This is a genomic window from Nostoc sp. (genome assembly GCF_036917195.1).
Lineage (GTDB): Bacteria > Cyanobacteriota > Cyanobacteriia > Cyanobacteriales > Nostocaceae > Nostoc.
In genome coordinates this window covers 218,666-233,208 of sequence record NZ_JBALDG010000028.1, presented here as the reverse complement: position 1 = coordinate 233,208, position 14,543 = coordinate 218,666, and the positions used below count along the sequence as shown (strand labels likewise).

The following is a 14,543-nucleotide window of genomic DNA, read 5'->3' as shown; positions in this document are numbered from 1 at the left end:
TGGGCATAGCAATTATGTCAACAGTGTCGTCTTCAGCCCGGATGGCAAAACTTTAGCTTCCGCCAGTGGTGACAAGACAATCAAATTGTGGAATCGGGACACGGGCAAAGAAATTACTACTCTGAGTGGGCATAGCAATTCGGTCACAAGCGTCGTCTTCAGCCCGGATGGCAAAACTTTAGCTTCCGCTAGTCATGACAACACGATCAAATTGTGGAATCTGGACACGGGCAAAGAAATTACCACTCTGAGTGGGCATAGCAATTGGGTCACAAGCGTCGTCTTCAGCCCGGATGGCAAAACTTTAGCTTCCGCCAGTATTGACAATACAATCAAATTGTGGAATCGGGACACGGGCAAAGAAATTACCACTTTGAGTGGGCATAGCAATTCGGTCACAAGCGTCGTCTTCAGCCCGGATGGCAAAACTTTAGCTTCCGCCAGTGCTGACAAGACAATCAAATTGTGGAATCTGAATCTTGATGATTTATTAGCGCAGGGTTGCAGTTGGCTTAAGGTTTATTTGATCAGCCATCCTAATGCGGTTAAGGTGTGTCCAAGGCGGTAGGGGGATGAGGAAGATGAGGGGGATGATGAAGCGATCGCCCTTTAATATTCAAAAAGAGCGATCGCTTGGTAAATTAAAGATGCGATCGCAGTTGAGAACCTAATTTTTACAGTAATTCTAAGCTTAAATGTAGAGCTAAAAGCGATCGCTCTATAGTATAAGGTAATGACTCTGTGCAATGACTTATGAAAGCTGAAGAATATCCCTTTGTTCAAGAGTTAATTACAGACAAAACAGGTCAAGTTCTTAAGGTTGTTTTAGAGTTTGAGGAATATCAGCGCTTGTTAGAAGCTATTGAAGACGAGGGACTTTATCGAGCCATGCAAGCAGTGACAGGCGAAACACCTTTGACGATGAATGAGGCTCTTGCAGAACTTGAGCAGCCATGAACTGTGAGTATATGCCTACTTTTGTCAAAGACCTCAAGGCGCTTAAAAGTACCCCGGTGTTTGAGTCAGTGAAATCCCTTGTTTTTGAGGAAATTCCTAGCTATTCCAGTCTGAATGAAATCAGCAATCTGAAAAAACTCAAAGATGCTGATAGTGCATATCGTCTGAGGGTTGGAGATTATCGCATAGGCTTCACAGTTGCAGGAGATATAATCACCTTTGTTCGGGTTCTCCACCGTAAAGACATTTACCGCTACTTTCCATAGTTAAGAATGCCGCAGCTACGCCCGTCGTAGACTTCGCCCACCGTAACATTGAGCTTAAATATAGTGTGCAAAGCGACGCCGAATAGCCCGTCGTAGACATCGCTTGGTAAATTAAAGATGCGTAGGCGTAGCCTGCCGCAGGCATCGCTCTTTTGAACTGGTAGTGTCTAAATCCCCATCTAATTTTTGCAGTGATTCTAAGCTTAAATGTAGAGCCAAAGGCGTAGGCGTAGCCCGTCGTAGACATCGCTTGTTAAAAAAAAGATGCGAACCAAGTTCTGAGGACGAACTTCTGAGTTCCGAGGACGAACTTTTGAGTTCTGAGCACGAACTTCTGAGTTCCGAGGACGAACTTCCGAGTTCCGAGCACGAACTTCTGAGTTCCGAGGACGAACTTTTGAGTTCCGAGCATGAACTTCCGAGTTCCAAGCACGAACTTTTGAGTTCCGAGCACGAACGGCCGAGTTCTAAGCACGAACTTCCGAGTTCCAAGCACAAACTTCCGAGTTCTGAGCACGAACTATGTCATAAATATGAATTCGCGTTAGCGTAGGCCGTCATAGACATAGCTTAGTATCTAATGGTACGTCTACGCTTACCCTGAGAACTGGAATATTCTAAACTGGAACTACGTTGTAAGCACTCGATGATGGCACAAATCACATTTAAGGTTGAAGCATTTTGGGATTCAGACGCAGAAGTTTGGGTAGCAACTAGTGATGACGTACCTGGATTGGTAACAGAAGCTTCTACGATTGAGGTTCTGACGCAAAAGCTGCGAGAAATAATTCCAGACCTGATCATTCTCAACAAAATTGTCCCTCCTGATGTGGGTTCTATCACCTTTGAGTTAACCAGCCATCGACAAGAGTTGATTAAGGTGGCTTCATAGATGAGTGCGTCGTTAACTCCTGAGTTGAATAAGATGCTTTCAGAAGTTGGGTGCTACTTTGAACAGCAAGGCAAAGGAGATCATGAAATTTGCTACAGTCCAATCACAGATTGTCGGTTTGTTATAGACGGAACCATCAAATCACGCCATACCGCCAACGGAGTTTTGAAAGCTGGACTTCCCAAAGCCTTTTAGGGGGGTAAAATTACATATCAATGTATTGGAAATGGAGCTTTAGACTATTAATTGTATTCTTGGGGCTGTGGCTACTCTTGGATCTGGGTTCCCGCCTGGGAGCAGAGATTTTTTGGTTTCAGGAAGTCGGCTATCTCCAAGTATTTCTGCTAAGGGTAGTGACTCGTGGTATTTTGTGGGTAGTGGTGGCTGGGATAACTGCTGCCTATCTACTGCTAAATCTGGCTCTAGCACAACGGCTAAAATATCCCCAGTCTTTGAAGATTGAGCAAGTCAGGCGTAAGGAAGCAGAACTGGGCAGTGGATTAACAAATTTTCTCAGTCCTGATTATCCAAGACGCAACCAAACCCGGACACTTGCGCCACAACCCTTTCAACCATTGAGATTGCGCTGGTTATTACCCCTAACTCTGATATTGAGCTTGTTGATCGGGTTGATCCTGGCTCACTATAGTAAGATTGCTCTTTTCTACTGGCATTCTCCAGTTAATAACGCTAGTCTACCCATTCCCGCCTTATTCCGCCCAGAGACAATCTGGCAACTCTTGAGGCAAATTGTTTCTCAAGTCTGGGATCTCGGTTTAATTGTGGGAGTAGCGATCGCAATCTTAATTTATCCCCAATTTTTACTCACTGCGATCGCAGTTTTGTTCAGTCCCATTTTTGCCTTTATCCTATTCCAACACTGGCCAAAGGTGCTGCAATATTTCCACCCCACCCTTTTCAACAGCACTGAGCCTTTATTTGGTCAAGATATCAGCTTTTACATCTTTTCCTTACCCTTTTGGGAACTGCTAGAACTCTGGCTGATGGGATTATGTTTGTATGGCTTTGTCGCCGTTACTCTCACTTATCTCCTGTCAGGGGACAGTTTGAGTCAGGGAATTTTCCCTGGTTTTTCACCCCAGCAGCAGCGTCATTTATCCGGTATGGGTGGCTTATTAATGCTGGTAGCAGCTCTGAGTTATTGGCAAAGTCGCTATGAACTGGTGTATTCTACCCGTGGAGTCAGTTATGGTGCCAGCTATACGGATGTGACAGCCCAGTTGCCAGCTTACACCATCTTGTGTGTCCTGGCAGTTGCGATCGCCTTTTACCTCCTTTGGCGAACGTTTTTCTGGAAACCTAAATCTCAGTATCGTCCTTTGGTATTTTACGGGTTAGGGGTTTATCTAGTTCTAGTTGTAGCAGCTGAGGTTCTTCTACCGACTGTGGTGCAATATTTAATTGTCCAACCTAATGAGTTGCAACGAGAGCAACCCTACATTCAGCGGACTATCGCCTTAACTCGCCAAGCATTCGATTTAGAAGCGATCGATGCTAGAACCTTCAACCCGCAAGGAACATTGACTGAAGCTGATATTCAAAAGAATGACTTGACAATTCGCAATGTTCGCCTGTGGGATGAGCGACCACTGTTAGAAACCAACCGTCAGCTGCAACAAATTCGGCCCTACTATCGGTTCCCCGATGCCGATATTGACCGCTACATTCTCAAAACCGATGTCAGCCAACCATCAGCCTCCCAAAAGCTACCAGAACCAGTTGAACCAGCAGAACGGCAGCAGGTACTGATTGCTGCACGAGAATTAGACTACAGTGCTGTACCACAGGAAGCTCAAACATGGGTTAACCGCCGTTTAATTTATACCCACGGTTTTGGGTTTACTATTAACCCAGTTAATACAGTTGGGCCAGGTGGGCTTCCAGAATATTTTGTCAAAGATATTAGCGGTGATAGTAGCGCCCTTACAACTTCCAATCAAGCTATTCGTGACAGTATTCCCATTGGTCAACCCCGGATTTATTACGGCGAGATTACTAATACTTATGTGATGACAGGCACAAGAGTTAGAGAGCTAGACTACCCTAGTGGTAGCGACAATGTTTATAACTATTACGATGGTCTGGGTGGCGTTGAAATCGGTTCAGCATGGCGACGCTGGCTATTTGCGATGTATTTGAAAGATTGGCAGATGGTGCTGACGCAGGACTTTTTGCCAGATACAAAAGTGCTACTTCGACGAAATGTCAAGCAAAGAATTGAAGCGATCGCCCCCTTTTTGAAATTTGACAGCGACCCCTATTTAGTAGCTGCTACTGCTAATCAAGATTTCCCAAGTAATCCCAGTTATCTTTACTGGATTGTTGATGCCTACACCACGAGCGATCGCTATCCTTACTCAGACACAGGTAACGATGGGATCAATTACATTCGCAATTCTATCAAAGTAGTGATTGATGCTTATCACGGCACTGTTAAGTTTTACATTGCCGATCCAAGCGATCCGATCATTGCCACTTGGTCAGCGATATTTCCCAAAATGTTCAAACCGCTCAGTACAATGCCAGTCAATCTCCGCAGTCATACCCGGTATCCGGTGGACTTTTTCAAAATTCAATCTGAGCGGTTGATGACCTACCACATGACCGACCCCCAGGTATTTTACAATCGGGAAGACCAGTGGCAAATTCCCAACGAAATTTATGGCAGTGAACCCCGTCCAGTAGAGCCGTACTATTTGATTACTAGTTTACCGAATGTAACCTTTGTTGGTGCAGCCTCTCGTAGAGAAGAATTTATCCTGCTGCTACCTTATACTCCCAAACAACGGACTAATTTAATCGCTTGGTTAGCGGCGCGATCGGATGGCAATAACTACGGTAGGCTGGTGCTATATGTCTTTCCTAAGGAACGCCTGGTTTACGGGCCAGAGCAAATCGAGGCGCGGATTAACCAAGACCCAGTAATTTCCCAGCAAATTTCCCTCTGGAATCGCCAGGGGTCGAGAGCCATTCAAGGCAATCTACTAGTAATTCCCATTGAGCAATCGCTGCTGTATGTCGAGCCAATCTATCTAGAAGCCAGACAGAACAGTCTGCCAACTTTGGTGCGGGTAGTCGTGGCTTACGAAAACCGGATTGTCATGGCACAAACATTAGAACAAGCATTGCAGGGAATTTTTAAACCAGAAGTTACACCAGCCCCTGCGATTGTCCGTCCAGTAGAGGAAGCAGCCCCGTCAGGTCAGTGATCTAAATAATTAGCCATTTCACCCTGTTATCGGGTGCAAGACTAATTAACTTTTTGAGAGAAATAAATCAGCCATTCCCTGAAAATCTAACAGTGCTTCACCTGTCTACAACGGGCTACGCCTACGCAGACTCTTGGGCGAGGGCGATTGCCTTTCTAATTTTAGATTATGTATGTTTTTATATTTGTAAATTTATTTATAAGTTTTTTTACTTAGAGTAGAAGCATAAGGAATTGGTATAAATTTTTGTGCGATATCTCTTGACTCGCCAAAAAAGCCTCTACGCATTGTATCAGTTCAATTCTTGCGTTGCTCTACAGCCCTTTGGGCAGCCTACGGCAGACGTTGGCAAAGCCATCGCTTTCGTGTTTAATAAAAGCAAATTTGCTAACTTCCTATATTGAATTCGGGCAGTCGTTGATTGAATTCGGGCAGTCGTTAATTGAATTCGGACAGTCGTTAATTGAATTCGGACAGGCGTTAATTGAATTCGGACAGGCGTTAATTGAATTCGGGCAGTCGTTGATTGAATTCGGGCAGTCGTTAATTGAATTCGGACAGGCGTTAATTGAATTCGGACAGGCGTTAATTGAATTCGGGCAGGCGTTAATTGAATTCGGGCAGTCGTTAATTGAATTCGGGCAGTCGTTGATTGAATTCGGACAGTCGTTGATTGAATTCGGACAGTTGTTGATCGAATTGGGGCAATCACCAAGAATTTACATAAAAAAAATCAATATTGTTGTAATAAATAACTAAAAATATACTGAATAATGCGGGTGTCAATTAACCCTAATTTTATCTATCCTAGTACTGTACAGTCCAGGGTATAAGTCAGTTTTTCTCCTGGCGCATTATTAATAACCGGAGAGTAATTTATGTCACGTCCAAAACGCGGGTCTAAAGTACTTGATAAAGCACAGCGTCGGATTGCGGCTTTGAAATCGATCAGTACCACCTTAGACTTAGGTAATGGGGTAACAATTGACTCCTTTGCAGCCGTCATCAAAACAACCCAAGACAAGTTAGAAGCTTATAACTCAAGCCTCTCCACCGTGGATCTGACTCAGGGAGCCTTAGAACTTGCGGAAAAGTCGCTAATGGAACTAACAGAACATATGTTACTCAGTGTAGCTGCAAAGTATGGCAAGAATAGCGATGAGTACAAAATGGCAGGAGGCGTTCGTCGAAGCGATCGCAAGCGTCCAGTGCGTCAGCCTAAAAAAGAGGCTGTTGCTTTAGGGAACTCTAGAAAATAAATTATCCAATTTCACGCCGATCAAAATGACTTTCCCTCCCCCTGCTCCCTGCTCTCTGTCCCCTGCCCTCACGATGGGATATTTTTTAAATTGGAAGTCCCTGATAAAGATGATGTTCGATGTGGAATATTCAAAATGTTACCCTTACGGGTAACTAAGGAAATCCTGTAGCGTTTGGCGTTCACGTAGTGTGTGCGAAGCACAATCGCGACTAGAATTGTGTCTACTGGATCTTTCTCAAATGTGCCAGCTAGCTGTGTACTTGCGATCACGATTATGAATGTATTCTGCCAAAACTGGAATCAAGTTGATAAAATTTGCGTTAATACCAACCCTGTAATTTTAGAATCATACAATTAATTGAAGCGATCGCACTATTCCAGCACTCTCAACCAAGCTTCCAAGTCTGCGATCGCTTCAAACTTCATCAATGTCTCACCCAGATTTTCTAGTTGTTCCAGAGAAAGGGCGTGGATACGCTATCGTCTCTTGTAGCAGTTCTTGTCCCAATCGGCGCGTTAACTGTTGGGTAATGAGTGCGATCGCTTCCACTTCTGGTTCTTCTTCCTTGGTTTTCCAAATGGCGCGTGGCTCTTGGGTCAAATCCAGTCCTAGCATTGCCCGAATCTTTGCCCGACTTAAATTGGCAAACTTATAGACCATTATAGAGGTGATAATATCGATAATGTCCCCTCGTTGTCTTGGTGTAAATTCCTGTTGCTCAGTCCCAGAGAGCAAATACCGTGCCACTTCTGGCGCTTGTGCTTCTTCTATAATTGTCAATACCGTTGCTGCAACCGTAGGGTGGGAGAATTACTTCAAAAGGTGCTAGAGCGTATTGAAACTCTCTCCTTAGAACAATTAGAAAGCCTCAAAGAAGCATTGTTAGATTTTCAAGCGATTGCTCAAGGGACAATGGCAAAGCTGAACGCAGATTTAGAAGCCTGGTTCAGTACATCAGAGTAACACAAACAGCATCACTAACACTCCATTCTGTTTTGCACTTATTTTTTCAGCAAAAATAAAATTGGAGTCCTATAGTTCAACATATGTAATAGACACTAAAAGTTAATAGACATGGTACAAAGTAACCAACTAGAGATTCGCCACATTAGTTCTAAAGTGAGGCAGTTGATTCAAATGTACGCCGATGTTAATAACTGTACGCAGCCTGAAATGTTAGAAGGCATTGTTTTGGAGTGGAACGCCGAACAAAGCGAGAGCGAAGACTAGCAGGAGACGAAGATGAATAGCTTTCTGCTACAATCTTTAGTCCGCTTTAGGGAAACGTTTTCATTAATTTGGCTCTCTAGTTCAAGAAAAACTTTCTAGAGATTGGATCTTGTTTGAGGGATTGAATAAAATCCCTTAAAGTCATCATGTTGCCCGTTAAGGTAAACTTAGGAGTACCATTTTGAGCAACGATTCTCACTTCACCGTCTTTGATCTGAATCTTATTCTTAATGCTGTCCCATAGAGTATCGAAGCTCTGATCATCCTTGCAACCATTGGCTTCAAGGAATCTTTGGCGCACTTCTGTTTTTAGTGCTAGTGCTTCTGCTGCTTGAGTCCGCGCCTCAAAGTGCTTAATTACATCTTTATAAGCACTCTCCCTCAGGGTTTTGTTTTCAGCCTGAACTTGCTCTAACTGAGTTTTTATGGCTTGCAGTTGGGACGCTAAAGCAGTTGATTTATGGTATTCAAGTTTTAAGGCTTGCTTTGCATTGACTAACAAGGTTTTATAATCTAGCTGATCTTGATCTTGATTTTTTTCAGATTGCATTTTTCTCTCTTGATCAACAGATTTTTGGTGAGAAACTCTCGTCAGTTATATAATAAAAACTGGCGAGAGTTTAGTAAATATTTTCTGTGTTATCTAAGTATTAGTTATTTCACCAATAATGGTAATTCAGAGCTAGGATTATCCTTGATACTACTCACACAAAAATTAATGTGGGAACGGATAGCTCGCTCATAAACTCCAGTCTGCTGAGTGCGTACCCCCACAGCTTGATATATTAAGTTAACTTCTGGGAATTCAGACCAATACATCAAAAAAATGTCTTTAGCTGGAGTAATAATTTCATAATTATTCTCTTGTCTTTTCTTTCTGAGTTTACAATTATTTAGTTGTAATTTTTCTCGGAATAGTTTTTCAAATTCTGGAATGAAATCTGAAGTAATTTTCATGGTTGATACACGTTAAAACGTGTTAATAATGCAAAGACTATCTGGTGATATTACTAAGTATGACACTTCAGATACCTCTTACGATATAGTGTATCAGTTATCGGGTATTTGAGAAGGGAATTTAGACGCAGAATAACTCGTTGGCATAGTCTCTTGTAGAGTTGAGGCTGTGCGATCGCCGCGACCTGTTGATCAGGATTTTACATAGCACAACTCTGCTATTTATTAACCTATAACTTACCAAGAGTTTGGTACAGACCCATTCGCGTAACGTCTTGTAAAGAAGCCGCTTGCCGTGAGGCATCGCTTGGTATCTCAGTGTAGCTAGTTGGCAAAGACACCTGGATAATTGCACGGCTAAATCATTTTCGAGGTAGAAGCCCTGCGGGGCATTCAGTACCTACAGGCTACAGCCTGGGCCTTCAAGACCCTTTGCAAAGCTGATTAATTCCAAGTACTCTAGATTTTCTAGGAACTTTTTAGCAGCCAGCAATCCAGCAATGCTCCAAGTTTGATAAATTCTAGCTTCTTTGGCCATCGTAGTATTCTGAGAATTTATCCTTAAATAAACGCTTTTTGGCAATAGCGATCGCTGCTTGGGCAAGTTCTGTTCGATCTGTTTTCTGTGCCGCAGTCCGTAGCAGGAGAATCCACCACATACAGGAATCAATTGGGGGAACGCGAGCGATCGCCTGCTCACCAAAATCAGCGACCAAAAATTCCTCATTCCCATTAAAGTGTACTTTGAAACTCGCAGGCATTAACCCTGCTCCTGGTTCAAAGCAGTCCATCAGCTTTTCATGACTTTGTAATTTCAGTGAACCAGCAGCTTAGGCGAAAACTTCAAAAAATGCTGGTCATCAAAGTTAATGAAGGCGCAAGAGCCAAGAAACCTATTTTTGAGGTGTAATGAGAAAGTATTTGTTAAGGGATTACGAAATACCCGAGTTAGCAGTTGTAGGTATAGTTATGCCTTGAAGGTTCAGTGAAAATTATCTGCTACAAACCATGAGCAATAACGACCAACCCAAAAATTTTTTTGGTCAGGGCAGCAATTTCAACTCAGACAAAATTAGAGTAGAGATTCTTGCCGAGCAAGAACCGATTTATCACCAGAAAATTCCCTTGAGACTGGTTGAAGACAAAGGTTAAACTGGTCGTCGCATACGTAATTACTTACGCCGTCACGGTATCCATCTAATCAGATCACGGTTATCAAATGAACCACGTCGAGAACCTTTTAGCCGTGAAATTTATCGTCAACGCAACGAACAGTTGACGCGCTATCAATAGACTCAAGCAATTTCGCTGCATTGCTACTCGATATGAAAAACTTGCAGCCAATTATACAGCTATGTTAACCATCGCCTCAATTCTGTTGTGGTTATAGTTTGAAAGCACGCCCTAACGTTAAATTAAGCAGAGACAATGAAAATCATCTATCCCGCTTTAGATTACGTCAAATCTCGCAGTTTTAATTTACGCTTACAGAATCTTCAACATAACGCATTTTTCAAAAACTTTATTCCCGAAATATTTGCAGCTTTAATAATAGTATTTTTTTCGGGAGAATCTTTAAGGCTATTTCCAATTTGGTTCATATTTTTAGTAGGTTCTATCCTACTAAGATTGCTGTGGAATAGCGCGATCATCATTCATGGTTTTGGTCATACTTTATTTACAGCTATTTTTGACAAAAATCGATGTTTTATTAAACTGCATAACGTCTTAGAAAATAGAAAGCCTTTAGATATTCTAAAATCGTTACTGCCTTTTCAGCCAATATTTATCCCATTTATTAATAACGAATTTTATCCTTGGATAGCAGCAGGTAATACTAATATCCAAGCTAAAGCTTTAGGTGGGATATCTTTTAATACTCTGGCTTTAGTAATTACATTTTGGTTTTTATTTACAAAACCAGGTATTAACTTAGGAATGCAGTTTTTTCTTAAAGCTTTTATTGCTGCTAATCTTGTCATCACTTTTAGCTCTTGGTCAGATATAGCCGCTTTTATCCAAGGAACAGCCGCTTGCTTCTATTGCGGAAATTTTGGAATTATCGGTAAACCCAACTCAAATGATGGCAACCAACTTTTACCTAAGCGATTTGTAGATTTTTTTTACAAAATGGGTTACGAAACTGAAATTCGGGGTGAACAAGCAGGAGGTGGGTTAGTTATAGGGCAGAACAAAGACAATCAAATCGTATTTGTTGGTAAAAAGGTTGTCAATCAAAAGAGAAGCAATCTGACAAAATCGTTAGAAGCAGCTTTTGCCCCAGCTAGACAAAAAGCTAAAATTGCAGGGATTAAACCTGCAAAATTGATTGTAGGAGTGTGGCATTACCGTTTCGGTACGAGTTGTCCTCCTTCGGTACTAGAAACTCATTGGCATGAATGGATGCCAGCTAGATTTACTTCAGTTTGGCAAATTGAAAACGGACAATGGGTATGTCAGAGAAAAAATGCCAATCATCGCATCACTCACAACGGCGATTTTGACGCTTGGGCAATTTTTGATCAACAAATAGAAAATACTGAACTCGGCTTGTGGCTAGAAAGAGTATTGCATACCTCTAATGCGACAACGGGGGACTCTCCTAAAATTGCTGGGATGATGGATTTATTAATTACCCAAGGTATGTGGTATGCCTCAACCAGACTAGCTTATCAACTGGCGATCGCAACTTCAATTACAGAGGCTTTTGGCGGAGAAACACCAGCTAAAGATGCGCCTAATACTGCACCAAGCGAAATAGATTTAAGTCGCTGGGCAGACATATTCGATCAGATTTTTTCTTTTTATACCATGCTTCTACCAGAAGCAAAATCGCTTTTTACTTCCGAATATTGGCAGCGCTTTGAGAATGATGCTTGTAATGTGATCGCTAAAGATAGCACAATTGAAAAATGGACGCAGCAACAAAAAACTGCATTCGTAAAAGCGACAATTCAAGCATTTTTATTTAACGACCTCTATCGCGCTATACAAATATTTATGTCTGGCGCACAAGGAAGTTTTGGTTTGATAACGGTTTCCACGCTCGAACCAGAAAGGCTACTATTGAGTGCCAAAGGACAACCAATTGAAATTGGTTGCAATCGCTTGCAAGAATATACAGTTTATGCTTCTGAACCAGCCGCAGTGGATGCAATTTTATTAGGTCAGCCTGAAGCTTACCGCTTAGATTTAGACCAAAAAACAGGAGAAATTGCTGTAGTTAGTGCGACAAATATTCAGCTTTATGCAATGGCAGAAAAACGAGAGTTACTGGCAAATGAATTAGAGCAAAGATGGATACCAATGCAAGGTAATTTACACATTAAGCCTGCCAAACCCACTACCAAAGATCCGGTAGAACGTGACATAAAAGAAATTCCGCAAGTTTTGAGAGCAATTGAAGAGTCTTGGCTCAATCCTTTATCTATTAACTGCCAAAGTGCCAGATATCTCACTCATCTTTTCATCGAAAAAGCGAAATACTTTGAAGCCAAGCAAATCAAAATGCTCCAAGCTGGATTGCAAAGTCAAGTAGGAGTTTCGCTAAGTGTAGATCTGCTAATTATTGGCATTGAGAATAGTTTGTGGTTGGGAGAAAGATTTGCTCAGGATTTAAAGACCATCTTTCCTTTTTTACAAGTTAGCGTTATTTCTTCTAACCAAGTATTGAAAAAGCTGAAACACGATTTTAACAGCTTGTGTTTGGGAAAGCGATCGCTCGTACTAGCAATTACTCAATCTGGTCAAACATTTTCAACCGTACAAGCGATTAATGCTTTTGAGCAACTATCCCGTAAAGGAATTATTAGCGAGTTATTTATTCTGACTGGGGAATTGAGTAGCTTCATGGGTTCGCCAGTTGCACGTGGCGATCACGGCGTTTTTAGTCGGAAAGTTTTCACCAACTGTAGCGGACGAAGAACGGCTGAACCTGCAACTGTTACTACTGCGGCAACTCATCAGACTTTGACAGAAGTATTATTCTATCTTGCCAAGCAACTGAGACGAACTTTTACTAACTCTAGTCCCTTTGGTATGACGCTCACAGAAGTAGATTTATTGGATTTGGAAATTGTCAAAGAAGAGTTTCTCTATAAAAGTGCTGTTAGTATTTGTGGCGCAACAATAACGGGAGCAGCAATTCCTTCTACAATCTATCTTCAAGCGATCGCCAGTGGCAAAAAGTGGGCGCTTCACGTTACAGAAACGCTTTTAGTATGGGGAATTCATGCTTTATATGTATTGATAACGGTTGGCTGGGTAATTCCTTTTGGTTACACGATTCCTATACTACAAACGATTTTAAGTCTAATACTCTGGGCAACAAATCTACCGCCCCTAGGGATACCGCTAGTCACTCTTGTAGTCACGTCAGCGGATATCGCTATTTATATTTTTGGTCCCTGGTTGTGGACGCTCGGCTTACGTTACATTCAAGGTCGGCAATTATTGGCTCGCACGGGGAAAAGAACGCTAGTAATTGGCGATGTGCCTTGGGTGCATCAGTTATTGACAGTTTACGTTAGCAAACTATTTTCCCTGAGTTACGGCATTGCCTCTTTAGAGGTACACGGAGCCAATCCCCAAGATCATTTATTACATCACTTCGGGCATCGAATCGTGAGAGGTACTTTAGTATTTTTAGGCATACCCGATGGGCGGCAAAGTCAGAAGCAACAAAATGAAGCAAATGCTGTTATCATGACGGGGAAGCAAGCAGACGGTGTCAGAAATATTGGCGTAGGTCCAGAAATTATTGTTTTGGGACACAATCCAGAAATTGCTTGCAAAGGATTTCACGGCGCGATCGTTTTGAAAAGTCGTTCTGAATCTCAAGACGCACAAATTTTAGATGGAAAACAGACGATTGAGGAATTAAGAGAATCGCGTTTTAGCGCTTTTGAGCGATTGTTAGCAAGCTACGTATTTTTTTGGGCATTGGCAAAGAAAGTTGCGACGTTTCCTTGTCTCAAGTATCAGTTTTGGAAGTCGCAAAGTAGAACCAAAATTATGACAACTGCTGCTCCTGTATCGGGTTCAAACCTCGATTTATTTGAGGATGAAGCAGTTGAAACTCATCGCCAATCCTCTTTTTTCACTTTCTTGAGAAAATAATTGCAAATAAGCGACGAAACTAAGACTCTAAGCATGAAAGAGCCTCTAAAGTTCAGATAATCAGACTTATCCAACAATAAGAATATATTACTTAACCGTATACTGTATTAAATAAAACTTTTATTTAATACAGTATATTCCTCCATTAAGAACAAGAGTACTAAATTTTTAAACACTAAAGATGTATAAGTAAATTAATTTTGACTTTCAGCTATTTGCCATCAAATTTAATGAAGAGGTGGTTACAATTCACGGTGTACAACTTTGACAACTGTCCACAATAGTGTTGCATGTCTCAAGCTCATGGTAATATTATTTTACTATCAGGAGATACTATTTTATACATCAAGTTACAACCATGCTGAAATAGCTAGTTAAGTGTGCTACCTCCAGAAAACAAAAAATTATTCAATCCACCCAGGAAACCAACAAAAGCGCCAAAGTACAAAGCACGGAGCTTTTGAAAATCTGCTTATATAAGGCACTAAATAGCTAACAAAGCCCTTTTTTAGGAATCATGAGAGCCAGCTAAGAAGGCATAAAAGCCTCTTACAATGGCAAAAAATTAACCAGAATAAATATAAAAGTTTTGACACAATGTCAATTGTTTTTTGTATATGTAAAAGTATCA

At 41.6% G+C, this 14,543-nt stretch carries 16 protein-coding genes and 3 pseudogenes; 13 read left to right on the top strand and 6 right to left on the bottom strand.

All coding sequences use genetic code 11. The annotated features are described in order from the left end of the window. The 8 genes from V7K40_RS10500 to V7K40_RS10465 form a co-directional block, all read left to right on the top strand. Positions 1–568: WD40 repeat domain-containing protein (locus tag V7K40_RS10500; RefSeq protein WP_334959194.1), on the top strand; the 568-nt coding region annotated here is incomplete at its 5' end. Positions 569–753: 185 nt separating this feature from the next. Next, positions 754–957: a hypothetical protein gene (locus tag V7K40_RS10495; RefSeq protein ID WP_334959192.1), complete on the top strand. Its 204-nt coding sequence runs from the start codon at positions 754–756 to the stop codon at positions 955–957. Beyond that, entirely contained in the window at positions 954–1,223 is a 270-nt protein-coding gene (locus V7K40_RS10490) for a type II toxin-antitoxin system RelE/ParE family toxin (protein ID WP_334959190.1), read from the top strand. The genes V7K40_RS10495 and V7K40_RS10490 overlap by 4 nt, the downstream gene beginning before the upstream one ends. A 649-nt stretch (positions 1,224–1,872) precedes the next feature. Further along, positions 1,873–2,115 (top strand): DUF1902 domain-containing protein, encoded by a 243-nt coding sequence (locus V7K40_RS10485; protein ID WP_334959210.1) that lies wholly within the window; start codon positions 1,873–1,875, stop codon positions 2,113–2,115. Next, a complete protein-coding gene (locus tag V7K40_RS10480; protein WP_334959187.1) occupies positions 2,116–2,310 on the top strand; it encodes a type II toxin-antitoxin system HicA family toxin in 195 nt (64 codons plus the stop codon). Positions 2,311–2,330: 20 nt separating this feature from the next. Continuing rightward, positions 2,331–5,345, top strand: a complete 3,015-nt coding sequence (locus V7K40_RS10475; protein WP_334959185.1) for a UPF0182 family protein — start codon at positions 2,331–2,333, stop codon at positions 5,343–5,345. A gap of 384 nt (positions 5,346–5,729) precedes the next feature. Next, positions 5,730–6,104 (top strand): hypothetical protein, encoded by a 375-nt coding sequence (locus V7K40_RS10470; RefSeq protein ID WP_334959183.1) that lies wholly within the window; start codon positions 5,730–5,732, stop codon positions 6,102–6,104. A gap of 119 nt (positions 6,105–6,223) precedes the next feature. After that, entirely contained in the window at positions 6,224–6,604 is a 381-nt protein-coding gene (locus tag V7K40_RS10465; RefSeq protein WP_334959181.1) for a hypothetical protein, read from the top strand. Positions 6,605–6,978: 374 nt separating this feature from the next. Here V7K40_RS10465 and V7K40_RS10460 read toward each other — a convergent pair whose 3' ends face one another. Further along, positions 6,979–7,047 carry a hypothetical protein gene (locus V7K40_RS10460; protein WP_334959209.1) on the bottom strand — a complete coding sequence of 23 codons (69 nt, stop codon included), beginning with the start codon at positions 7,045–7,047 and terminating at the stop codon, positions 6,979–6,981. Beyond that, entirely contained in the window at positions 7,040–7,387 is a 348-nt protein-coding gene (locus V7K40_RS10455) for a DUF2887 domain-containing protein (protein WP_334959179.1), read from the bottom strand. Before V7K40_RS10455 ends, V7K40_RS10460 begins: the two co-directional genes overlap by 8 nt. Positions 7,388–7,402: 15 nt before the next feature. On the opposite strand from V7K40_RS10455, the pseudogene V7K40_RS10450 reads away from it, so the two are divergent. Both V7K40_RS10450 and V7K40_RS10445 read left to right on the top strand, forming a co-directional pair. Continuing rightward, positions 7,403–7,570, top strand: a pseudogene (locus tag V7K40_RS10450) (DUF4351 domain-containing protein); the annotation flags it as partial. A 111-nt stretch (positions 7,571–7,681) separates the two neighbouring features. Then, entirely contained in the window at positions 7,682–7,837 is a 156-nt protein-coding gene (locus tag V7K40_RS10445; RefSeq protein WP_334959177.1) for a hypothetical protein, read from the top strand. Between the two features lie 76 nt (positions 7,838–7,913). On the opposite strand, the gene V7K40_RS10440 is transcribed toward V7K40_RS10445, so the two are convergent. The 4 genes and pseudogenes from V7K40_RS10440 to V7K40_RS10425 form a co-directional block, all read right to left on the bottom strand. Further along, the gene (locus V7K40_RS10440) at positions 7,914–8,387 is read right to left on the bottom strand and encodes a hypothetical protein (RefSeq protein ID WP_334959174.1); all 474 of its coding nucleotides are present in this window, start codon (positions 8,385–8,387) and stop codon (positions 7,914–7,916) included. A 104-nt stretch (positions 8,388–8,491) separates the two neighbouring features. Further along, on the bottom strand, positions 8,492–8,794 hold the full coding sequence (locus V7K40_RS10435; protein ID WP_334959172.1) for a hypothetical protein: 303 nt from the start codon (positions 8,792–8,794) through the stop codon (positions 8,492–8,494). Between the two features lie 521 nt (positions 8,795–9,315). Then, positions 9,316–9,453 carry a glycoside hydrolase 100 family protein gene (locus tag V7K40_RS10430; RefSeq protein ID WP_334959207.1) on the bottom strand — a complete coding sequence of 46 codons (138 nt, stop codon included), beginning with the start codon at positions 9,451–9,453 and terminating at the stop codon, positions 9,316–9,318. Then, positions 9,430–9,615, bottom strand: a pseudogene (locus tag V7K40_RS10425) (glycoside hydrolase 100 family protein); the annotation flags it as partial. The pseudogene V7K40_RS10425 and the gene V7K40_RS10430, both read right to left, overlap by 24 nt. 187 nt (positions 9,616–9,802) lie before the next feature. On the opposite strand from V7K40_RS10425, the gene V7K40_RS10420 reads away from it, so the two are divergent. The 3 genes and pseudogenes from V7K40_RS10420 to V7K40_RS10410 all read left to right on the top strand — a co-directional run bounded on the left by V7K40_RS10420 (position 9,803) and on the right by V7K40_RS10410 (position 13,912). Beyond that, positions 9,803–9,946, top strand: coding sequence for a hypothetical protein (locus V7K40_RS10420; RefSeq protein ID WP_334959170.1), 144 nt, complete (start codon positions 9,803–9,805; stop codon positions 9,944–9,946). 139 nt (positions 9,947–10,085) lie between these two features. Next, positions 10,086–10,184, top strand: a pseudogene (locus V7K40_RS10415) (IS5/IS1182 family transposase); the annotation flags it as partial. A 38-nt stretch (positions 10,185–10,222) separates the two neighbouring features. Continuing rightward, complete coding sequence (locus tag V7K40_RS10410) at positions 10,223–13,912, top strand: hypothetical protein (protein ID WP_334959168.1); 3,690 nt, start codon at positions 10,223–10,225, stop codon at positions 13,910–13,912. Positions 13,913–14,543: the final 631 nt, after the last annotated feature.